This is a genomic window from Pseudoalteromonas sp. JC3 (genome assembly GCF_030291895.1).
Taxonomy (GTDB): Bacteria; Pseudomonadota; Gammaproteobacteria; order Enterobacterales; family Alteromonadaceae; genus Pseudoalteromonas.
Genome location: NZ_CP127855.1, coordinates 2982300 through 3004549 on the forward strand (window position 1 = coordinate 2982300; position 22250 = coordinate 3004549).

22 protein-coding genes are annotated in these 22250 nt (G+C 39.5%); all 22 read right to left on the reverse strand.

Features of this window, described 5'->3' with window-relative positions:
* Window positions 1–207: 207 nt before the first annotated feature.
* The 22 genes from QSH61_RS12750 to QSH61_RS12855 all read right to left on the reverse strand — a co-directional run bounded on the left by QSH61_RS12750 (window position 208) and on the right by QSH61_RS12855 (window position 22183).
* Complete coding sequence (locus QSH61_RS12750; protein WP_206473390.1) at window positions 208–1302, reverse strand: SidE phosphodiesterase domain-containing protein; 1095 nt, start codon at window positions 1300–1302, stop codon at window positions 208–210.
* Window positions 1303–1476: 174 nt separating this feature from the next.
* Window positions 1477–2520 (reverse strand): hypothetical protein, encoded by a 1044-nt coding sequence (locus QSH61_RS12755; protein ID WP_206473388.1) that lies wholly within the window; start codon window positions 2518–2520, stop codon window positions 1477–1479.
* Window positions 2514–3080, reverse strand: coding sequence for an isopentenyl-diphosphate Delta-isomerase (gene idi, locus QSH61_RS12760; protein WP_010606658.1), 567 nt, complete (start codon window positions 3078–3080; stop codon window positions 2514–2516). Before idi ends, QSH61_RS12755 begins: the two co-directional genes overlap by 7 nt.
* A complete protein-coding gene (locus QSH61_RS12765; protein WP_206473386.1) occupies window positions 3073–3708 on the reverse strand; it encodes a sulfotransferase family 2 domain-containing protein in 636 nt (211 codons plus the stop codon). Before QSH61_RS12765 ends, idi begins: the two co-directional genes overlap by 8 nt.
* 11 nt (window positions 3709–3719) lie before the next feature.
* Window positions 3720–4469 carry a nucleotidyltransferase domain-containing protein gene (locus QSH61_RS12770; RefSeq protein WP_010606656.1) on the reverse strand — a complete coding sequence of 250 codons (750 nt, stop codon included), beginning with the start codon at window positions 4467–4469 and terminating at the stop codon, window positions 3720–3722.
* An 11-nt stretch (window positions 4470–4480) separates the two neighbouring features.
* The gene (locus QSH61_RS12775) at window positions 4481–5377 is read right to left on the reverse strand and encodes an RES family NAD+ phosphorylase (protein ID WP_206473383.1); all 897 of its coding nucleotides are present in this window, start codon (window positions 5375–5377) and stop codon (window positions 4481–4483) included.
* Window positions 5378–5380: 3 nt separating this feature from the next.
* Window positions 5381–6379, reverse strand: coding sequence for a prenyltransferase/squalene oxidase repeat-containing protein (locus QSH61_RS12780; protein WP_206473381.1), 999 nt, complete (start codon window positions 6377–6379; stop codon window positions 5381–5383).
* Between the two features lie 11 nt (window positions 6380–6390).
* A complete protein-coding gene (locus QSH61_RS12785) occupies window positions 6391–7188 on the reverse strand; it encodes a glycosyltransferase family 2 protein (RefSeq protein WP_010606653.1) in 798 nt (265 codons plus the stop codon).
* Entirely contained in the window at window positions 7185–8219 is a 1035-nt protein-coding gene (locus tag QSH61_RS12790) for a hypothetical protein (protein WP_206473379.1), read from the reverse strand. Before QSH61_RS12790 ends, QSH61_RS12785 begins: the two co-directional genes overlap by 4 nt.
* Before the next feature lie 3 nt (window positions 8220–8222).
* Window positions 8223–9050 (reverse strand): glycosyltransferase family 2 protein, encoded by an 828-nt coding sequence (locus QSH61_RS12795; RefSeq protein WP_238536743.1) that lies wholly within the window; start codon window positions 9048–9050, stop codon window positions 8223–8225.
* Window positions 9051–9121: 71 nt separating this feature from the next.
* A complete protein-coding gene (locus QSH61_RS12800; protein ID WP_010606650.1) occupies window positions 9122–10054 on the reverse strand; it encodes a glycerophosphodiester phosphodiesterase family protein in 933 nt (310 codons plus the stop codon).
* On the reverse strand, window positions 10051–10755 hold the full coding sequence (locus tag QSH61_RS12805) for a hypothetical protein (protein ID WP_010606649.1): 705 nt from the start codon (window positions 10753–10755) through the stop codon (window positions 10051–10053). The genes QSH61_RS12800 and QSH61_RS12805 overlap by 4 nt, the downstream gene beginning before the upstream one ends.
* Window positions 10752–11972 (reverse strand): glycosyltransferase, encoded by a 1221-nt coding sequence (locus QSH61_RS12810; protein WP_102057203.1) that lies wholly within the window; start codon window positions 11970–11972, stop codon window positions 10752–10754. Before QSH61_RS12810 ends, QSH61_RS12805 begins: the two co-directional genes overlap by 4 nt.
* 15 nt (window positions 11973–11987) lie before the next feature.
* Complete coding sequence (locus QSH61_RS12815; RefSeq protein WP_102057204.1) at window positions 11988–12854, reverse strand: phytanoyl-CoA dioxygenase family protein; 867 nt, start codon at window positions 12852–12854, stop codon at window positions 11988–11990.
* Window positions 12847–13749, reverse strand: a complete 903-nt coding sequence (locus tag QSH61_RS12820) for a phytanoyl-CoA dioxygenase family protein (protein WP_206473378.1) — start codon at window positions 13747–13749, stop codon at window positions 12847–12849. The genes QSH61_RS12815 and QSH61_RS12820 overlap by 8 nt, the downstream gene beginning before the upstream one ends.
* Window positions 13742–15325, reverse strand: coding sequence for a carbamoyltransferase C-terminal domain-containing protein (locus QSH61_RS12825; protein WP_158299122.1), 1584 nt, complete (start codon window positions 15323–15325; stop codon window positions 13742–13744). Before QSH61_RS12825 ends, QSH61_RS12820 begins: the two co-directional genes overlap by 8 nt.
* The gene (locus tag QSH61_RS12830) at window positions 15319–16776 is read right to left on the reverse strand and encodes a hypothetical protein (protein ID WP_029215871.1); all 1458 of its coding nucleotides are present in this window, start codon (window positions 16774–16776) and stop codon (window positions 15319–15321) included. The genes QSH61_RS12825 and QSH61_RS12830 overlap by 7 nt, the downstream gene beginning before the upstream one ends.
* 12 nt (window positions 16777–16788) lie before the next feature.
* Entirely contained in the window at window positions 16789–17652 is an 864-nt protein-coding gene (locus QSH61_RS12835; protein WP_102057208.1) for a hypothetical protein, read from the reverse strand.
* A 27-nt stretch (window positions 17653–17679) separates the two neighbouring features.
* Window positions 17680–18882, reverse strand: coding sequence for an HlyD family secretion protein (locus tag QSH61_RS12840; protein WP_010606642.1), 1203 nt, complete (start codon window positions 18880–18882; stop codon window positions 17680–17682).
* Entirely contained in the window at window positions 18875–20545 is a 1671-nt protein-coding gene (locus QSH61_RS12845) for an ATP-binding cassette domain-containing protein (protein ID WP_102057209.1), read from the reverse strand. Before QSH61_RS12845 ends, QSH61_RS12840 begins: the two co-directional genes overlap by 8 nt.
* Window positions 20546–20573: 28 nt before the next feature.
* Complete coding sequence (locus QSH61_RS12850) at window positions 20574–21521, reverse strand: polyprenyl synthetase family protein (RefSeq protein WP_206473375.1); 948 nt, start codon at window positions 21519–21521, stop codon at window positions 20574–20576.
* Window positions 21522–21814: 293 nt separating this feature from the next.
* Window positions 21815–22183 (reverse strand): helix-turn-helix domain-containing protein, encoded by a 369-nt coding sequence (locus tag QSH61_RS12855; RefSeq protein WP_206473373.1) that lies wholly within the window; start codon window positions 22181–22183, stop codon window positions 21815–21817.
* Between the last annotated feature and the right edge of the window lie 67 nt (window positions 22184–22250).

Here is a 22250-nt window from a genome sequence, read left to right on the forward strand (position 1 = left end):
CTTAATAGGTACAACCCATAACTCATTGGTTTTATTTAATTTAATTCGTAACACCGAATAAAAACTTTTATTTGACCACGAGTTTTGTAAAGTTTTATTTATCAGAGTTTGGAAGGCATAATATTACAGTTATCAATTATTATCTGAATTCGGGTATACTTACTGCGAAATTAAATTTTCACTTATAATATTTGGTAAGTTTTTTGACTAATATTTTTTCAATCTTTTAAATATTTTACGACTAGCTTTTACCAATTTTCCAACTTTTTTCGTTCTCGGTGAATATACTGGCAACGGTTTTGAATAGTCCAATACCACAGCTTGCGCCATTAAATCTAAATCATTGTTTTGCATATACCATTTCTTCTCAAAACGATAAAAACCCAAAATACCATTATTAACCAAGTAGCAGTCAGTTAACTGTCTAAGTTCCCTGATTACTTGTGAGCCACCAGTACCTCCCTTATTCTCACTATTATGCATTAATTGTGTATTAGCATTAAGTAATTGAGCAGCAATAATGCTATCTTTTTCACCATACAAACCAATTCTTTGTAAATCCAACATATGGGCCGCTGCCATTATATCACCCATCACATGAGGCTCAGCAAGATAATCACAAGCAGCAGTCAAAGCGTTGGCAAAATCATCTATTTGTAGTTGATCATCAAATAAACTTGAATATCGTGCAGCCTGACGAAAAAAGCCAACATCAGCACGGGCATAAGCTTGATAGTTTTCAGCAACATTCCCCTCACTTTCGCGTCCCGAGCGCTGAAATGCCCCCGTAAATTGCATTTGGCGGATAAACTTACACAGGTCTGTTTGAGCCGCAACCAATTGAACAATATCTTGTCGGAACTCATCAGGGTACTTACCCACCAAGCGAATAATATCTCCAGACAAACGACCTTGGCGAATACCGTGATCTAATGGATGATTAGGCCTAAAAACTTCTACACCATACGCTTTTATTTTGTCATTAGGTTTTAGCAAATAAGGCCGACCAAAATGAAACTTAATCAAATCCAGTAACGTTCGAACAAACTCCCATTCAGTCTTAGCTCTGCCCGTTTGTTCAGCGTAGAGTTTCATCTTCTGCAATTGTTCAGGGCTATAACGACTGGTAACGGTCACTGCATTGCGATCAGGCTCTATTGAATGGAACTCATACAAATAGCCAGAGCCGAATGTACGACGGAAAAACAGCTCAAAATCAGTCTTATTAATATTACCAATTTGTTCTGTCAATTGCGGATGAGCCTGCTCAATTAAATGCAACTCAAGTCGCGACCAATTCAATTGAGTACCTAAACGCTGTGTAAGCTGTTTAAGTAATCGACTCTGTTTGACTTGGACAACAGGGCCTCGCAGCCTATACCACCAGCTAAAAATAAATAGCGATACCAGCACAATAACCAATAACACAATGGATTGACTCTCGTTCATTACAATAATATCCATAGCAAATAAAACTTAAGTGGGCCGCCTTTTACCAGAATGACCATACCACCCAACTTGCCGAATTGGTTTTTTCAACCAATATCTTACAGTGATCTCGGCTAGAAACAGCCCATATAAACCATATAAGCAACGTTTTATCAAACGAGTTTTAGCAGTGCTATGATGGGATTTATCCATCAATTCTTTAAAAATAATCTGATTAAATGCGTATTTTGCAGAGCTTTCATCCACTCTAGATAACACAATAAAATTGCTCAGAACCAAACGACGCAAGCGTTTTAGATTAGACAAAGGTGTCGCCCCCGATTGAAACTCCCCCACAGCCTGCTCAACAATAGCAATTTTATTCATAGGTTCGGCATCAATAAAAATATTAGCGAATGTAAGATAGGTATCATCACTAATAACCCCAGAATCGAATTGGTGATCAATTTTATCTAATTTAAACGCTAAATATGCTTGCGGATATTTATTAACCTTATTATGTGAATTTCGGATGCTACTCCATAGGGTTTGGCCTTTTTGCTCAATCAACACCTTACGGCAGCCTGCAAGATGGCAATCATCCGACTTAATTTTGTCCACCAACATACCCAAGCTTCCAGAAGACACTTTAATATCATCGTCACACCAACAGAAAAACAATGAGCCAGCTTGACGTGCCAATTCCACAGCAGTATTTATCGCATCAATTTTATTTGGATAATCCATACTAATGAGTAATGTAGTTAGGCCTACAATCGACTTCGATGCCAATAACCCTTGCAACAATTCAATGTAAATATCACTTTCATGCTGATGAGCAGGATGATATTGTGCAGCCACGACCAGCTGCACATCTGAGCAAATTTTCTTTTCTAGCACCAACTCGACTTCTGCAAACAAACTTTCAAGCGTTTTATACAAATCAATAAGACTATCGCTAGTAAGTAAACAAGGCACTAAAACAGTTAACTGTGCAGACTCAGCAACTCCTCCCCACTCTATTTGATAACCATTTTTCGGCGCATCATATTGATAAACTTCACCAATGACACGTCTAATTGTGTTTAACATGGCGATAACTCACCGAATAATTGTTGTTTAATAGCCTCAAGATGATGAACTTGCAAATAAGCCCATTCCATCTTAAACCAAGGAGTCACTTGCTGTTCATTAGCAGCAATAAAATCGGCGACACCATCAATATCAATATACTGATATGCAGCCACTTCATCGGTATTTGGTTTTGGCAAATCATCGCAAATAGCCCAAAACACGTGACACAACTCATGCTCATGACCAACATCCAAATATTTAGCGCGATACAAGAACTTATACAAGTATTCCACTGATGCCTCTAAGCCTAGCTCCATTTGAACACGGCACTGAGCAGAATCTTTAATAGCAACACCCACTGACGGATGAGAACAACAAGAATTAGACCAACTTCCCGGCCAAAGTGGTTTTGGCGCAGCCCTTTGTTGCAATAACAACTGCCCTTGACGATTAAAAATAAACACCGAGTAAGCTCGATGTAATTGACCTTCACCCAAATGGGCCGCCAATTTACTCTGATGACCAATAACTTGATCATTTTCATCTACTAAAAGTAACTGAGGATTAATATCACTCATATTGATATTCTCCATAATCCTGAGTATAGAGGTTCTTGATAAACACACTCACACGCTCCTCAAGCTCAACTTGAATATTTACTTTCGATTGATTGTGTATCACTCCGACATCAACACCAAGCGGCGTCAACTCCTTGGACAATTGTTCACTATCTTCCATCTTTACCACACGATAATTGTTATCATTCAAAGCCTCTCGAATTTCTTCAGGCAAAATCGCATATTGTGGAGTTAAGTGTTTAGTATGAGGATACAAATGAGGTAACATTTTTAAAGCAAAAACATCAAAACGCACCGCCCGCAATCCAGCCAAAATATCGGCTACTGTGGTTTCTAAACTAAGTTCCATTTGCATCATGGCCAACAACATATATTGGCAATTTTGAATTTGAATTTTGCCATTATCATTACGTCTACCAGCATCGATAATTTTATCTTTATAAAAAGAAACGACCCTATCCACCGGATTTCTAACCAGTTGCAATATAGGCCAACCTTCATCGAACAGCGCCTTAAATTGGGCCAAGTCAATCTCTTCAAGAGTTTGCGCGCACGTTAAGCTGGTATACATCACCTTTTTATTGGTCACCAACAATTGCCGTTGCTTTATACTTTTAAAAAAAGCCATCACATCATCCCTTAATTTTCAATGGTATTGATCACCTGTTCAACGCCCATAGACAGCACCGACTCTTTCACTGCCACCACACCGCCAAGAGCATCAATCACCAAATGATACAAGGCATCAATGTTTTCCATTCTCAGCTCTTGAGGATTAGGTGCCATAGCAGATTCAAATTGCTGGTGCACTTTAGGATCTATCGCTTTGAGTTGTCTTGCTGATTCGCGAAAGCCCTGTAGCCCCCAATGACAATGCAGACGAATAAAAGCATCAGCCAAATTAAGCAATAGTTTTGAACAAGCAAATTCAAAAAAGCCGGGATGATCTTTAACCTGATGGATTTTGCGATGCAGGCTTTCAATCACCAGCGCTTTTTCCCGTCTGGCATCATGAGGAAAGGTCTCATCAATAGACTTGGCAGTAATATCTATAGCGTATTGCTTTAGTTTTTCAGCTATGCCGTTTGGATCTGACACAATAGTGGCTTCCAACATATGTTTGATGGTAGGACCATGCCTTCGGCTAAGCAGTTCAAGTAAGAAATCTTCAGTCACATAACGAAATTCAAATTCCAACCCTTCATTAAACACTTTCTTTTTATATGAAATATCTTCGCCATCGCGTATCAAAATCAAATCAATATCGCTGCCAGATTTAAATCTGCCTTTAAAATATGAGCCGTAGCCCATCACAGCAAGCACTTCATCGTCTTGTTTAAGTTTTTCGATTTCTGCATCGAATTTTTGATTCACTAATTCTAAACCCATCTTCATTTTCCCTAAAGTTGGTTACTCGATGTTATTGCTTCTATAGTTACCACTTCGACCAATGAGTCGAGTATGGGCCTACCGAACATGGCAATATTCTCTACCACCTTCGAATTATTTTGTTGTTTAGCCTTAGGATCGATTTTTGCCAGAATAGTAGATGTAGCCGGATAGATAATGCCATCAAAACCAGCCTGTTTAGCCAACACCGCAATTCTGCGAGTCAGAGGATAAGAAAAACGACTAAACATAAATACCATATGCAAAGCTTTTTGCAGCGGTTCGGCTGCAATACAAGTCAAATCCAGCAATTTTAAATGTGACGTCGGGCGCAATGTCGCAACAAAAAGGCTATCATTTGCCGCCGCTCGGCACTCATGAATACATATCTGAAGATTTTGCGATGCATACATGACAGGCATGTTATCCGAATCAAGTCGTCCCGAACCCAACAATTCATCTGGAGGGCTATCATATTCTGCTGAATTTTGTGGCTGCTCTGGCGATACTCTTATACGGTAAAATTGATCTGATGGGGTTAAAACCCGAACCGGATAACTCTCTAACGCTCGCAGTAGTATCTGGGAATCAGTATTCTCCAAATAGGCATAATTAATGGCATTTTCAATGCACAATATATCCTGTTTCAGGGTTTTCCCCAGACTGCTTGACAACTTTTGCTGTTTATTGCGCTCTATATTCTTATCATTGTAATAAGCAGCCTTAGCGATTTCCCCGTGCAAAAAGCACTTATCAGCCAATTCAATAACCATAGCGCCACTTAAACAATGGCCTTCAGTCGAATCGCAATGAGGGCACCCAGCTAAATCAGCGACAAACAATTCCTCAACATATCTTTTCAAACCCGGATTGTTAAAACAATCAGAACACAATACAACAGCAGACATCCGCTATACCTTATAGCCTTGGCTCAACTGCCAATATTGATTCAACATGATCAGCACCTGAGCACTACAAAAAACGTCTTCATTTTTCTTGATTTTGACATTCGGATGAGGAAATACCCCACCATGCCAGCAACCGTTTTCACTTTGTTGGCTAAGCAACCATTTAAGGGCTTTTTGAACGTTAGGATCATCTAATTGAATGCCCGTCGCCAATAAAGTTTTTAGCCCCAATACCGTATGTAAAGACTCACTGATCTGATTTTCACCATCAGTTTGGCCACTAACCAGACGTCCATCACTTTGTTGCTCAGATAAAACAAAACGTTGCGCTTTAGCAAGATAACTATCAAAACGGCCATTATCATTTAAGCGCTGCAACAACTCGCAAATTGGAGCCATCAGATAAAACGGCGTTTCATAATATTGCCAATGTTGACCCCAAGTACCATTAGCCAACTGTCCTTCAGTTAAAAATGTCAGTGCTTGTAAAAAATATTTAGGCTCAGTATCAACCCTAAGCAAAGCCAACATGGCAAAAGCGGTGACACTAGGCAAGTGCTGTACATCTTCGCTTACCGCCGGATTTTCGATTCTCCAACGACCATCATTAAGTTGTTTCTCACAGATATATTGCGCTTGATTTATCACATCGGTGCGCTGAGGAAATTGGCGTTCTAGCAAGGTCTTTAATAATTGCAGATATTCACTGGAAGTCTCAATGCAATATAAATCCGTACGTTTTGCTGAGTCTGGCACCATACCATCATCAGTTTCGCTACTGGCCAAAAACGCCATAGCGGCACTTAGCACTGCATCATTTTGCAAACTTTCCTGCTCAGTCCACAAAGTGATAGCCATAGCCGCTTCAATAGTTTCCCAAACATCAAAAGTGCCGTAATTAGCAGCTGTAATTGCTCCATTGGCTTTTTGTTGCTGACGCAAATAAGCCAACCCTTGTTCGCAGGCATCTTTGAGTTGTGTTGTAGAAATTCCTGTTGTCATATGTATCCCTTTTAAAATTCCTTCAAACTAAAATCTTCATCATTAGGCGTATTGCGATAACACTCTTGGCTTAAGCCCGTTTTAATTTTCTTACGCAAATCGGCCATTTTCTGTTTATAAGCTGCACGTATAGGCGATTGATAGCCAGTCGTCTCATCGGTAGTCAACGACTTAGCTTGTTCTATTTTTACATAGAGAGGCTCACTTAAATTACGCACCTTTTTGCAATGTACAGCACGTAAGGTAAACTCATCGTCCGCACCAATTCGAGTAGAACCATCAAATCCACCTAAAGTGTCAAAACAGCTAAAGCGCACTAATTGAGAGGGTTGATAACTGATGTATTTAATCCCCACTTTATGGGCAAGATAAGGCATCTTATAAAACCGTTTAATGTAATAACTATCGCCTTTATCTAAATCCGACATGACTTCCATATAAGCAGAGCCAAGTATATCGATATTGCTGTCTCTCATCCCATCATATAAACGGTCTAAACGCATAGCCACACTGAAGTCATCAGCATCGTGAAAGGCCAAATATTCAGTATCCAACTGCTGGATAATGGCATTTTTCATCCGATAAGTACCAACATTTTTACTGGCACGAAACAAACGAATAGGATGTTTGCTTAGTTGTTTAGTTTTATCTAACTGCTGTTGCAACTGAGCAAAGACATCATCTGATGAGGCATCGTCCATTACCAATAATTGAATATCTTTAAGACACGTCAAAGACAATGACTCAATAGCCCTACTAATCAAATGAGGTTGATTATAATGAGGAATAGCAATACTGATACGGCTCATTCGTCACCACCAGATGAAGCAGACCACACAATTCGTTTTAACGGTTTGTCTATCAGCACTCTTAAAAGCAATTCAAAAGTCACTAACAAATAACCAAAATAGAGTAAAGACTTTACAACCAGTTGACGATTAAACTTCAAAGGCCGTGCAAACAATGGTGCAAACATAATATTGTGATAAATATATTTAGCTTTAGTCTTATCGAACTTATGCAATAAGATCATATGACTAAGACTGATACGGCGAAAACGAATTAACTTTTGTTTAAGATTCAAATCGGTCAAATAATAAATTTTGGCCGCTTCAATAACCTGTATTCCATTCATAGGTTGACCATCCAAACACAGATTGGCAAATGTTAGATAGCCATCATCACTGATATCTCTTTCATCAAAGTCATGCTCAACAGCATTGAGCTTAAACAGCACACAGCCTTGGGGATATTTATTTGGTTTAGTCCTTGGAAGTTTTAAGTAACGCTGCTCAATAAAATCTTGCGGATTTTTAACTTGAACATGCACTGGACCTACGATGCAATTGTGTCGCACATAAATACTACCAATTAATGTTTCCATAATATTGTCAGACAACAGCAAATCACCATCACACCAACCAAATAATTCACTTTGTTTTTCTTTAGCACATTTAATTGCTCTTTTGATCATAGCGATTTTATTGGCTTTATTTTGCTTTATCAGTGCCACATGTACATTAGATTTAGCCAATTTAGCGCATAAATCAGCAATGATTTGCTGGTATACACTTTGTTGCCAATTTCCCTGAATGCCTAAAATCAACTGAGCACTAGAGATCAACCCACTTTCAAGCTGTGAATTCAATTGTTCACACACTTGACAAACACAACGATAAAACGCGGCAATATTATCATTTGGCAATACCAAAGGTAGTAAAAAACTCAATTGGGCAGTATCACCTTCGCGGATGAATTCAACTTGAGCATCAAAACGGCCAAAATCAGCTTGCCAAGTTTTCCCAATGAGCTTACGCATTTGATTAAATAAAAAAGACATTGATTAGCTACTTCCACAGGCGGCCAGCAACATCCCCCACTGGCGGCAAATTTTCATTTGATAACGGATAGAGTGTGCAGGATGCCAACACAGCAGCGCCAATCTAACTAAATTAACCAAAAATCTGGCGAAAATTTTTAAGCTAAAAATGAAGCCACTGCGATTTTGATGAAAAATTTTGACATTAGTTTGGCCGACTCTAAAACTACGCTTACGCACCCAACTTTTAGTTGCTCTTAGTTGATCATAATCTTCATAAGCCAAAGCCTTACCCTCATAGGCAAACTTAGCACCTAAAGCTTTAGCCCGATGGAAAAAGTCGGTATCCTCACCACCTGAAATGCCAAATTGCAGATCGAACAATTGCCCGTGCATCTTTTGATAAATAGCCTTAGTTATCAAAATATTGCAAGAACTCAACGCCATTGAATCATGACTGCTCATCAATTGATGGCGATAGAAAAAAGGCACTTGACTCATCCAAGGTTCAACCTTAACTAAAAAGTTAGGAAGTGTATTACCCTGGACAATATCCGCTTCGCTTTGCAATTGACAATTAACCAACTGGTTAAGCCAATCACAATCTACTATTTCATCATCATCTACCATAGCAATGACACTAAAGTCATGTTCTTCAAATACCATCTGCAACAACATATTGCGAGCTACAGAAATATTGGCAGGCGCAACGGCACGGGTATGCAAAGTAAAACGATAATCGGCTAACCTGCTAGCCAACAAATTAACTGCTGATTGACTGTGATTATCATTGTCCACGACAAAAACACAAAATTGTGCAGAAAATTTCAGTTGATTAATTGAATCAAGCAAACGTAACAACGACTTTGGCCGTTGATAAGTTGGAATTCCTATGGCTACCTTATGCATCACAATACAACTAGCTATAAACTACCTTGGGACAAAGCAGCAGGCGCGTTGCCACTAATTAAACCAATACCATGCAGCAACAAATTATCACTGTGTTGATAGCTTTGATGTTTAGTCCATAAATAAACTCGGCTACCATGCTGTTGCGCTCTGGCAGCAAACTGTTCAGGCCACCCCCACAAGTATTCAGCAAATTCAGGTGACACAATAATGATGCGGTTTTTACACGAATTAGGATAAGACTCACTCCAACCAACCAGCGCGTAATCAATCAGACAAGTCTTTAAATCCCGTTGGGTAATACTGTTCACTTGCGGATTGAGGCTATGAATATAATCCACAACCTGAGCATTGCCGATATGTACAATTTGTTGCTGCATTTGAGGCTCTAAAGTATCGATAAACTCCAACAAAATACGCGATGCACGTTTAGCGGTGGTTTTTAGATTCAACCAGTAAGTAACATCTGGATCTGTAACTAAAGTCTCTAACAAAGCTATTCTTAATCCTTGATTGCGATAAGGAAAAGTTTTGCCGCCATCTAGGGTATAACCGTAGCCAGCATCTAAATCTTTTATTTGCTCCCAAGTCAATTGGTGAACTTTACCTTCACCATCAGTAGCACAGCTCAAGTCATTATCATGAAACGCCACCAAACGGTTATCACGAGTTAACTGCACATTCAAATGAATATTACGTACACCGTTTTTGATTTGTTGCTCAACCGCCGCCAGCGTGTTTTCGATTAAACCACTTTCACTTGCCGTAATACTTTGAGCCATACAACCAGTTTGCTTGAGTTTAAGATAGTCCACCACCAAACCACCGCCACGATAAGCAACAACATCACCTTGGTGGCGCAATTGAAACTCAGGGCTTTTAAAAAAACCAACAATGACTGTACCAACCAATGCCAATATCAGCAGTATGTTAGCAAGCTTCTTCATCTTTGATCCTCGGAATATTTTTCATTAAAGCGCTGTTGCAACCAATTAAAGTTGTTAATGAAGCTAGCGTGATCTTCTCCTGTTGCACTACATTGACGATAAAACTCTATACCTTCAACACAACCCCGTGCCACCCATTGCGCATATTCAACATCCTCTTTAACATTGGACCACTGTCCTAAGCGTTGTTGACGTATAAATTCTTCCCGCACTCGCTTTCGCGGCACACTCAATTTAACCGACTCGCGAAACGCTGCACGCCACGCATGAAAAGCGCTAGCATTAATAATAGTGGTAGAAGCAACCACATCCACTGGCTTGTATCGCTTACTTAGCGACATTGTCATATCGCCCCAAAACTCATCGACCGTAGCAAAAACTCGTTTATTAAACAGTTTTACCCCACCATTGCCATAACACAACCCATTGACCGAATTGATACAACGCCAAACATAAGTGGTGTCGTCACACAACTGTGATTCAGGTAAGGCAAAATCAAACTCAGAATGAATTTTATTATCACCATCAACAACAAAAAACCACTCACCACTAACCGCTTGAGCTGCTAATTTATGCGCATTGAGAATACCATCAACACCATGAACCCGCTTAACTTTTGGAAAACGTCTGCGTAAATTTAGCCAGTTATCCTCAGCACACAGCTCATCATATGAAATAAAAACAATATCGTACTGCATCATAATTCTCGCAATAAACTAGCCAAGGCATGAGATTGCTTGCCTTGGTTAAATAATTGACTAACTTTAGCTACAGCCTGTTGCCCAATATGAAGACGCATATCAGATGTAAAATTAGCTATTAGTTCAATCTTCAACGAAAGCCCTTCAATATCACCTTCTGCAACCAAAAAACCATTCTCACCATCATCGACCAACTCACCAATCCCCGAATGAAAACTCGACAACACAACTTTTTTCATGGCCATAGCTTCCATCAACACTACTGGCACCCCTTCCATATCACCGTTATCCGCAGTCTTAGAAGGCAACAACAAAACATCAGTTTGCGCCATAAGCTGCAAAGTTTTGTGATGGGCCAAAGCACCGTGTAATGTCACTCGATCCTCAAGTTCTAGTTCTCTAACCGAATTTTCACAAATTAGGTTTAACTCGCCATCACCGACAATATCAAAATGAAAATTGACTCGATTAGAAACTCTGGCCAAAGCTTCAAGAGCATCCAGTATCCCCTTCTTTTGAGTCAGGCGACCAACAAACAGGACACGCAATAACCCCGCATCCATTTTATGGTACTCAGCCAATTGAGCTAGTTGTTCAATATTCACTCCCATATGCATAACATCAACTTTCTCTCGCGCACAGCCCAAAGATGTGATCTTATCTTGCATAAAACGGCAGACCGATAACACCTTATCCGCTTGAGTAAATAACTTATGATAATGTGGTGTTAAATCTTTAAACGCTGGAAGCTTAGTAAGTTCATAGGCATGTAAAACACTAACTAACGGCCCTTGTATATAGCCAAACTGCTTTAACTGTGCCGCCATAACGCCTGCTCCCCCAAAATGAGTGATGACAATCTCATCAGCTGCAATACGCTTAGGACCTGAAACAATTTTATACAGTAACTTAGTGCGGTAATGTTTAGCATTTAAATTATCCCAGCGCTGTTTAAACTTACCTTGAGAATAAGGGTGTAATAACCAACGAAGCATACGCCCTTTTGAATAAACTAAATCTTGCTCACCAATAACATCGACTTCACACCGAGCCAACAGCGGATGCTCGTTAGCCAAATCCACATGATTACTCTGTTCTGAACAAGCTACTGTGACCACTCGAACGCTAATCCCCTGCTGCAACAAACCCAATATTTCTTGACGAATAAAGGTTTCACTCAGCTCCGGAAATCTTTCGAGAAAATAGACTATTTTCATCCGTTTAAACCAAATTTATCCAGCCTTTAACCGACGCTCTGGTAAATCTGTCGCAACACCGTGTAAAACTGGACACATGATCGAATCGGCTATATCAACATAAAAATTCGGTTGTGGCGGCTCGTTTGTAACATGAATAGGATCGCTAAACAGCAACTTGTTATGCTCAAAACGCAAATGCAATACAAAAGTTTTACGGGTACGACCTGAGAGTAAATTATCAGTGGCATGGATCAAACGACTATCATGAAAAGTCACATCACCACGCTTAGATAGATATTCCACCACATTCCACTTAATACCTGTCTTTTGGGCAAACTGCTGTCCCAATTCATCCAACGGTTTACGGAAACTGAATCCAGACACTTCGCGCTTATTCAGCGGCTCAAGTCGGTGAGAATTTTCAACATAAAGAATTGGCGCATCATCACTGTTAACATCTTCAAGAGCGATATGAGCTGTAATCCAGTGACCACTAAACAAATGTTTACCGTATTGACCGTCTTGATGCCAACTTATGTTGTACTCTAAACCTTCACCGGGCACTTTGTTAACCAAGTGAATAAAAAATGCCTGAGCAAAATCACTATTCATCAAGCGACTAGACAATACCCCAATCCCAGCTTCCATCAATAAACCAACCAAAGCAGGATCTGCCACAGTAGGATAAGAAACACGAGTAAGGTATTTTTCTGAATCTTTCGGAGGGTGAGTACGACGAGGTGGCGGATTACCACTAACATATTCACCAGCCATAATACGGTCATAACAAGCCTCTAGCTTATCTAGCATTTGCTCGTTAAGTAGCCCTTCAAATTTTACCAAGCCAGTATCATTCAATTGCTTTTGATGAGCAGACATATCATAGTATTTATCAAACACGGTTTAGTTCCTCAAATGTTTGTTTAGGCGCAGCAAAACCGACCAAATCAGTAGCAACACCATGAATTACCGGACACATCAATTGATCGGCAAAGTCCAAGTAATAACTAGTTTGTGGCGGATTATTCCGAATTAAAAACGGTTCGTTGATCACCAACGGGTTATGGCTAGTACGCATATGAATACTAAAGGTCTTACGGGTTTTACCACTGCGTAGATTGTCCGAAGCGTGAATTAAACGACTGTGATGAAAATTAACATCACCGCGCTTAGAAGTATGATACTTAACCTTCCAAGGTACATTTAAACGCTCAGCTAATACCAAGCCATGCTCATACAAATCAGCCTTAAAGGCCTGCCCAGTAATTTGTCCTTTATGTAAACCTTGTTTGAAAGTCGGTAAATGATGTGAATCTTCAATATACAATACTGGCGCATCATCTTCATTAACATCAGATAAAGTAATGTGAGCGGTGATCCAATCTCCTTCAAATAACCAAGGAGAATATTGTCCATCTTGATGCCAGCCGATATTAAACTCAGGCCCCTCGCCGGGCACCTTATTAATCAATTGAATACCCCAAGCCTGAACAAAATCACTCTCGCTTAATGCATTGGCCACAACCCCAATTCCAGCTTCCATTAATAAGCTGACCATTTGCGGATCTGCAATTGCCGGACAAGAAATTCTGGTCAAATTATCGTATGAGTCATTTGGCATATGAGTGCGATTAGTCGGTGGTACACCTGTTAGATAATTACCTTCAATAATACGGTCAAAACAAGCTTCAAGTCTTTCAAGCAAATCTTCACCTATTAATTTTTCGAAACCAACAACACCATTATCTAGATAATGTTGCCGCTTTTGATTAAAATCATATTCGCACTCAAACAAAATGCCCCCTCCTTGCAATCAAATCACCAAATACATAAACATCAACATCTCTGTCGGCAAAATCATTGATTACATCTTCTGGTGTCAAACAAATTGGCTTGCCACGACCATTAAGAGAAGTATTAATCAACGCCCCAACACCACTAAACTTTTCATATGCTAGTAATAACTCATGAACTTTAGCATTATCTGTTGAGCTAACGATTTGCAAACGCGACGTGCCGTCAACATGAGTAGCCTCTGGGATTAAGTCCGAGTCAATATCATAATTAAACAACATATATTTGGACGGAAATATATCATTGGTGATTTTAGCCAAAGACTCTTCAGCAACTATCGCCGCTAAAGGGCGATACCATTCACGAGACTTAACCATATGATTGAGTCTATCTTTCATTCCATGAGCCTGACAACTTGCAAATAATGAACGATTACCCAAAGCTCTTGGTCCCATCTCAGATTTACCCTGATACCAAGCAACAACCTCATGATTGTGTAGATATTTTGCTAATTTTTGCGCTGTATAGTCCTCGACAATAAAACCTTGCTTTTCAAGCCAGTCACGCTCAACTGTATAGCTTTCACCACAGCTATATACAGACACAGGCTCAAGTAAATGACCTTTCAATTGTAACTGGGCAAATATCGCCGCTCCCAAACTTTGACCTGAGTCATTGCAAACAGGAGGTACAGAATAACGTTCACCATAGCGCTGCCACAGCAGAGTATTCACCATAAGATTCAATGCGCAACCACCAGACATGGAAACTGAGAGGTCCTCATCAGTAACAATGTGACTAACATGCTCAACCACTGTCTGAGCGAACAATTGTTGTAAAGTCGCCGCCAAATTAGCCTTAACTTTAAACGTCGGTTGCCCTATATATTGTTTAAACAACTTAGCTAAAAACTTAGGTCTTTCAACTACTGAATAATCATAAAGATTATGTGGTGCAGCCAAAATCATCTCAGCATATCTCGGTTCATATTCACCATATGCCGCCATACCCATCACTTTGCCTGCAGCTGAAGGAGATTTTTCTATGCCCATCATAACCGCAAGAGAAGTCCAACCCATACCAGAGCCAAACCAAGGCAATTCATTGCAATGAGTAATAGTTAATTGTTTGCCATCACGACGAACCACACAATTACGTGAAAAATGCCCCCGCCCTTCATTAACAAAACACAGCTGTTTTTCCGCTGGTTTAGCATATTGAAAGCCAACCATTGCATGGCACATTTCATGGGCAACAACAAAACATTTAACTGACTTTCCTGTAATCAGAGTTTTAGACTCAAAATAGAAGTTATGCTGGTCAATACCTTGATTCAACGTTTCAAAATCATCGATTTTTGCGACCTTATTGCTAACGTGAGTACTAAAAGAAACCACATCGACCCTTTGCAACAAATCGGCCTTATGCTCTTTTAGATAATCCAGGGTAGTTTGAATTTTTCCATCGTGTTTGACCCGAGATAACCGCTCGGTTTCAATCGACCAAATCAATTCTCCATTTTCAACAAAGCTAACAGCCGAGTCATGACCTATTGAGTGAACCCCCATAATCAACATGATGCTGCTTCCTGCGCTTGTTTGGCCGCAACCCATTGTTCATGCATCATTGCTAATAAACGCACAGTCCGATTAGTGGTCAGGCGCAAGGCTCCAAACTCCTCAATATACATTTGACTAATCTGTTCGATATTGAGCTTTTGTAACAGCAACACCAAATCCTCTGGTGAAGTAACAACTTTGTCAGTCAACTGAGCATCAACAAACATATTCATCATTGCCTTAGCGCTATCTGTCATCTCAACTTGATGCTCAGACATTTTAGCTTCAAGACCAGCAATCAGTTGAACCTTGCACTGACCTATTTGCCCAAGAACTTTTTGCTCTTCGGTAGGTGGTTGTAACCACGCTAAGTTAGGCCTTAAGTTAATCGAATCACCAGCCAAATACTTCAATACATTGGTTCTTAGTTCACAATAAGCCTGTGGCGAGTCAACCAACTCAGCAATCTTGTTGTAAATATCTTTCCAATCATCTCTGATACAACCAAGTTGATGCTGCTCAAGGTACTGTGCTCCCCACTCTTCCATTGGCAATCCAGAACGCAAACCCAACACAGGTTGCTTACCAAGTACAGCTTCGATCAATGTATTAATACTACCTTTACCAACATACACAGTGCCTTTCTTACCAAGTTCGGCCACTAAAGCTAAAAAATCCTTTTGTTGCAGACCATCAAGGACTTTTGCACGGCCCGGATAATCACGGGCGCTTTGTTCAGCTACCGCCAGCTCTTCAGCATCATTGATCACAATATAATGAAGGTTTAAATTGGTGTTTTTCAACAACTCTTGATACAACAATGTATATTTACGCCCACCGCGATTACTTACCAAAATCACATCTGTCAATTCACTAACTTGCTGCGTATCAGCTAAATTTTCCATTTGCACCGAAGAGATATAACCAAAATCATGAATTTGTGTTGCAGGCACTTTCACTATATCGCGCAGATATTCAGTTGCAGCAGGTAAACGAGTCAGATATTTCATACCGCTATCAATTGCACTACGGTGAACATCCATACTAAAGTGACCGTGATTAGTCACATAGTTATATAATTGTTCCGGCATTTTCTTAATTTTCTGGGCTGCTAACATACGAGCCACCACACCTTTAGTGCAGATAACGGTCGTAGGTTTACGCTGTTCAATCGCCTCAAGCAAAGGTAAATATTCAGAAAAATCTTGCTCTTCGGTTTGCTTAGCCACCCTATGATCTAAACGGGTAACAATATTCAAATAATTATCAAATACTTCATCACTATTAGCGGCACTCTTTACCGCCATCTTAATGTCTTGACCCACTTGAACAAAATTATCAATATAATCATCACCAGCAATCAAATCCACAAGCTGACCCGAGGTCTTAGTCAAAAACGCCTGCAACTGTTTAGCAGCCAGAAAATTCCCAAATTCTCCCCAGGACTTCATACATACAATTAAAATCATCCTCAAGTCCTCTTATTGTGCATTCATAGTAGTAGTAATGTAATCAACTATATCCAAACGAATTTGAGCAAATTGCTGCTGACAATCTTGACTCCATATGCTTTCAAGCAGTTTGCTCAAAGTACTGTATTCCCTATCAAGAACTTGCAAAGCAGCATTAATGCGGATTTGAACGTCAGATTTAGATTGCTCAAAAGTCGCCTTATCCATAACTTCAAAAATAATATTCTCACCTTGGATTTCGACATCTTTAGTAAAATCAATGGCATCATCAATCAAACAACAAATACGACCGAAATAACGGGTCGCTTCAATGAGGTTATGGTCATTTTGTTGTGGTAAAGCATCAACAAAATCTCTGGCAATCATCGCGAAGAAACTACCGATGCGGTCAGTAGAAACATATTCGTCACCATTTTCCCCCTTTGCTTGGGCTATTTTACTTTGAATAATGGAGTCGTAGAGTCCTTTACAAGTCTGCTTAATATTATCTAAACGACTTTTCTCACCGCAGCTTCTTTCAGCAATTGCTAACATCATGATGTAAAAGACATACATATCTTTATCGCCGACCCTTTCGTCGCCATCAATAAAGTCGTCGGCGATACTAGTAGACAAGCTAAACAGTAAACTTTGCATCACACTTTCAATACGCTCAGGCCATTGCTCTTGAGGAATATCGCAAACACGAAATAAAAACCAAATTGATGGGTATCCCATGCACTTTGACGAAAAGTATTGAGCCGACTGACCCAATACAGAACTAATAAGAGGGCCGTATTCTTGCAAATGCTCACAAACCTGTTGAGATACTTGATTGCGGACAGGTGTCGCATCCAAGATGCGCTCAAGCGCATCAGAAACATATTTATCCATGGGCTATTCCTTATTATCAATGACAAATTAAACGATATACGGGAAGAAAATCCCAAACACATACTCATAGAGTTTTACCCCTTCAAGGGTAATAAAGGCTTGAGTTGAATTACCATGAACTAACTTAAAGTCTTTCATATCCACAATATCAATAATCACTTCAGCACGACCATCCTTTACTCCCATAATGGTTTTAACCTTTCCTTTAATAGAACCATACTTAAGATAATTATATGCGCTGAGTTTAACTTCAACCTCTTTACCCAAGGCGATATCGAGAATGTGCTTTTCATCGACATAACCTTTGGTAACAAAGTGCTGTCCTTCAGGGTAGATGGTGTAAACCAATTCGCCTTTTCTATATTGGGTTTTGCGAATGCCATTGAGACTTTCAAACTCAACTCGGCCATCAACTTCAGCCTTGCCCTGCAAGCGGTTATGATTTTTTTCCAATTGCGCTAACTCTAATTCTTTAAGTTTTAGGCTATCGGCAAACACTTTAGCTTCGTTTTCCAATACAGATAAAGTCACCGCCATATCGCGTTGACGGGTTAAACCTATCTGTTGTTGGCTTTGTTGATTTTTTAATTGCGCCAATTTCAGCTGTTGTTGATGAATATCTTGCTCCATCTCAATGATTTCCGCTCGCTTATGGAATAAATCCTGTTGATAGCGGATTTTGCGGTCTTTAGAGATATGACTTAAATTAGTCACTCCTTCGACAAAGGTCGATTGCTTAAGATAATCCTTATTAAGTAAAGTCAATTCTTGCTTCAACCTAACCAGCAGGTCTTCGATCATGATAATCTCAGCCTTTATACTTTTGACTTCAACCTCTTCAAACTGACTGAGCATAGCCACCGAACTTCGAGTTTGCTCTATTTTCTGCTTTAAAGCCTGCGCTTGCACTTGATCGCGGATCTCTTCTTGCCGAAGCAAAACCAACTGATCCTTAAGCTGAATATTTTCCGCTTGGTACATAGACATATCGGACACCACTTTACTCCCGTCAGGCACCTGATATTGATCAATAATAATATCTCGCTCAGCGTAATGAAGGACAGGTTCGGGAACGATATAAATAAACGCTTCTTCCAGCACCACTCGCAATTGAATCGTTACCGCCAATGACGCCACTAATGCAATAGAAAATAACCAAAAAGTCACTTTTAACAACTTAGAGCGAGCTTTTCTCAATTCACCGTGAATATTGTCATTGACCTCATGCATATGCCACATCCTTGCGTTTATCAGTCTGTTTACTATCCGACAGACGTTTAGTTAACGTCAGAAGTTCACTGCGTTCACTATCAATAGTAAAATCATGGGCAACATAAAGAATGATACAGTTTGTTTTCTGATTAATAAGCTCACCAACAATCTTACTAGTGTGCTTATCTAAACCACGAAACACCTCATCAAACACCAATATAGGCTTATTCGACAAATACACTCTCAAAAACAAGATAATCTGTCTTTGTCCCTCAGAAAAAGGATTCACCCTATCACTAATTTGCGTATGCAATTGCTCCGGCAAAGCTGCAATTACAGACCATAGACCTATTTTCTTAAGTAAATCAACGACCGTTTCTTGTTCGATTGCTTGGCCTAAAGTAATGTTTTCCCACAGCGTAGTAGTAAACAGAATGTCATGGGGAAAGTACGCCGCACAATGGTTAATACGACGGTTTGAGTTAACCAAACGCTCGCCAATTTTAAAAGAAAATTCGCCATCAATGGGGTCAAACAAACCGACCAACGACTTACAAAAAGTCGTTTTACCTGCACCATTAGCACCAACCAATTTATAAATTCGATTAAGTTTAAAGGTAGTATCAGGTACATCACAAACAGCCTTACCATTAACCCCAACCTTAAGACCACAAACACTTACTTGCTCAATTGGCTGACATTCAACAGGTTTATCATTCAACTCCTTTTCATTGATACTGACACTATCCAAAAACTCCCGATAACGCTTTAGAGTTATACTAGTGCGCTTCAATTGCATAAAAGACATCAATATTTGCATTGTGGTTTTCATCGAAATTTCAGAAAATGCCATTAAAGTCAACATTTCACCTAAAGTGAACTTATTTAAAGACAAAATACTTATCACCACAATTGCTCGGATAGCAATACTGCTAACAGTACGGACGACAGAAGTACTAGTTTGAATTTTTTGCTGTAAAAACGACACATCCCGCTCACGATTGAGAAAATCCTCCATACGAGCAGTACATCGTTTAAAGACTTGACTTTTATAATTATTAGCGCGGATAGTTTCCCGCCCATCAACAATATCATCGACTACAGACAAAAAATCTGATTTAATTTGAAAACGCTGGGTTTCATACTCAACAGTTTTAGGAACGGCTTTAAGGTAGATCACCACCAACAACCCCAAACTGATAGCCATCACCAAACCTATCAGAGGGCTCATATACAAAATAATCGAACTAAGAACAAAGATGGTCAAAAAGCTAACGGCGATATCAACTTGCAAAGTTAAATAATACTTTTTGATATTCTGAGCATCATAAATCCTCTGAATCAAACTGCCCTTCTTATAACTGTTTAATTCAGGGATTTTGGCCGTAAGTAAGGCCACCAAATACTTATCTAAATGATGGTAATCGAGAAATTTTTCTAACACCACTCGATAACTTCTAGACAAATACCCGATAGTCAAATTTAGAGTTTCGTAGCAAGCATAAAACATTAAGAAGATTAGCAAAAATCGCATATCCCCCGACGGAATAACGCTATCGATAAGATACTGGGTAAAAAACGCCGTAAACGAGCCAATTAAACTAATTAGCAAAGCGAAAACAAACAATACCCGAATATGTTTGGAGTAAGAAAAACTAAGTTTTAAACGTTTAAAAAGCATAGACAAAACCAGATATAATACTCACAAACTAAATCGTATACTTAGTCAACATATGCCAAACGTAAGCATCTAAGTCACTCAGCGCTTGAGTATTTGGAGTATCGATTCGAGCAAGAAGAGCATGTGCCGCCTCTCGATGTTCAGCAAGAGTCACTTGAATCGCCTTTTTCACTTGTGTTCTGGTCATTGATTCTAAGTCATCTTTGTTACTGACCAAATCCACAATAGTCTTTTTACCATTTAACCGATCAAGCCCCGGCGTTTTACTTGTTTTCTCATCACCAATAAAGGCATCATAAAAATCATCTAGAATCTGCAAAATACGAGCAACTTCTCGGGCGTAATCAAACAAATGCTGACTAAGCTGTTCATTTTCATTAATCACACCAAGAATTTTCATCGGAAGAGAGATAATCGAGGAAGTTTTACCATCAATGAGTTTATAATAACTATCGAGATCTTCGGTATCAAAAGAATTAATATCCAATAGCTGACCATCAACTAATTCCATGCAAATATCACACAAATACAAACTGCAACCTGCAGCATATTTTGCCTTAACGGAATTAGCCAATTTAAATGCCAGACTAATAAGAAAGTTACCAGCCAAAATGGCAGTATCGGTACCATATTTTTTGTAAATTGTTGGCTCATTACGACGATAATCAGAATTATCCATAATATCATCATGTACTAACGCTGCCGCGTGTAACATTTCAATAGCAACAGCAACTTTCATTGCATCAGAAGCAGATTCTTGAGGTTCGTCATATACTTGGTTAGCCATGAGAACCAAAATCGCTCGAATACGTTTACCACCTTGAAGAGCATCACAAATCGGTTGATAGATATTTAAAAAACGAACCTTGTCCATTTCTTTTAAGATTTCATCATCAATTCTTTTTCTAAAAGATAACCAAGATTTCCCTTCCAAAACATCATTTGGTTGCTTAACTACGTCCATATCATCCATCATGCTTGCATATCCTTTTAATTTTCGAGACGCGGAATTATACCCAACTTTCTAAGTTTTACTACTAAAAAATCACATTTTACTTTCAGTTCACCTCTCATACTTAACATAAAAACAACAACCAACCAAACTAAATAAACAGTCAAACAATCAAGAGTTCAAGGTAAAACAAAATTGAGCTTACTGCGCCCCTTTGCCATGTAGTGGGCTTTCCCCACCTCGCACTACTACGAGCGCTCCGGCCAATATATTTATCGATTTCAGACAGGTTCGTGGTTCAATTTAAAACATCCTTGTTAGCCCTGAACTCCGGGCACACGGTAAGTTATATCCCATGACCAAACTTCATTCGGTGTAGCAGCTGTAAAACTCGTGGGTTTAGCCACTTTTCTCAGTGCTTTGCTGCGACCACGATGATGTAATTGGTTTTCAGCCTTAAGCACACGATAGAAGCTTGAAACTGAGCCAAGATAGATATTGTTATCTAACAACCTAGGCACTATCTGTGAAGGCGGTAAGCTAGCAAATTCAGGCTCATTACAAACATCAACAATGGCTTGTTGCTCATGCACGGTTAGTTTATTACTTGGCACTGGACGCTCTGCCTCTGGGCGTTTGTCTGTTTGTACTATGCCTTGCTGATACCATCGTCTATACGTTCTCAAGCTGATATCCATTTCTCTGCAAGCTTTCTCTACAGCGCAACCCGATTGTTTTGCTTCTTGAATTAAA

What these genes read in the sequence shown, in the direction of transcription:
- QSH61_RS12755 (WP_206473388.1), bottom strand. Translation starts at nt 2,520, where the DNA reads ATGTTAAACACAATTAGACGTGTCATTGGTGAAGTTTATCAATATGAT.
- idi (WP_010606658.1), bottom strand. Translation starts at nt 3,080, where the DNA reads ATGAGTGATATTAATCCTCAGTTACTTTTAGTAGATGAAAATGATCAA.
- QSH61_RS12765 (WP_206473386.1), bottom strand. Translation starts at nt 3,708, where the DNA reads ATGGCTTTTTTTAAAAGTATAAAGCAACGGCAATTGTTGGTGACCAAT.
- QSH61_RS12770 (WP_010606656.1), bottom strand. Translation starts at nt 4,469, where the DNA reads ATGGGTTTAGAATTAGTGAATCAAAAATTCGATGCAGAAATCGAAAAA.
- QSH61_RS12775 (WP_206473383.1), bottom strand. Translation starts at nt 5,377, where the DNA reads ATGTCTGCTGTTGTATTGTGTTCTGATTGTTTTAACAATCCGGGTTTG.
- QSH61_RS12780 (WP_206473381.1), bottom strand. Translation starts at nt 6,379, where the DNA reads ATGACAACAGGAATTTCTACAACACAACTCAAAGATGCCTGCGAACAA.
- QSH61_RS12785 (WP_010606653.1), bottom strand. Translation starts at nt 7,188, where the DNA reads ATGAGCCGTATCAGTATTGCTATTCCTCATTATAATCAACCTCATTTG.
- QSH61_RS12790 (WP_206473379.1), bottom strand. Translation starts at nt 8,219, where the DNA reads ATGTCTTTTTTATTTAATCAAATGCGTAAGCTCATTGGGAAAACTTGG.
- QSH61_RS12800 (WP_010606650.1), bottom strand. Translation starts at nt 10,054, where the DNA reads ATGAAGAAGCTTGCTAACATACTGCTGATATTGGCATTGGTTGGTACA.
- QSH61_RS12805 (WP_010606649.1), bottom strand. Translation starts at nt 10,755, where the DNA reads ATGATGCAGTACGATATTGTTTTTATTTCATATGATGAGCTGTGTGCT.
- QSH61_RS12810 (WP_102057203.1), bottom strand. Translation starts at nt 11,972, where the DNA reads ATGAAAATAGTCTATTTTCTCGAAAGATTTCCGGAGCTGAGTGAAACC.
- QSH61_RS12825 (WP_158299122.1), bottom strand. Translation starts at nt 15,325, where the DNA reads ATGTTGATTATGGGGGTTCACTCAATAGGTCATGACTCGGCTGTTAGC.
- QSH61_RS12830 (WP_029215871.1), bottom strand. Translation starts at nt 16,776, where the DNA reads ATGATTTTAATTGTATGTATGAAGTCCTGGGGAGAATTTGGGAATTTT.
- QSH61_RS12835 (WP_102057208.1), bottom strand. Translation starts at nt 17,652, where the DNA reads ATGGATAAATATGTTTCTGATGCGCTTGAGCGCATCTTGGATGCGACA.
- QSH61_RS12840 (WP_010606642.1), bottom strand. Translation starts at nt 18,882, where the DNA reads ATGCATGAGGTCAATGACAATATTCACGGTGAATTGAGAAAAGCTCGC.
- QSH61_RS12845 (WP_102057209.1), bottom strand. Translation starts at nt 20,545, where the DNA reads ATGCTTTTTAAACGTTTAAAACTTAGTTTTTCTTACTCCAAACATATT.
- QSH61_RS12850 (WP_206473375.1), bottom strand. Translation starts at nt 21,521, where the DNA reads ATGATGGATGATATGGACGTAGTTAAGCAACCAAATGATGTTTTGGAA.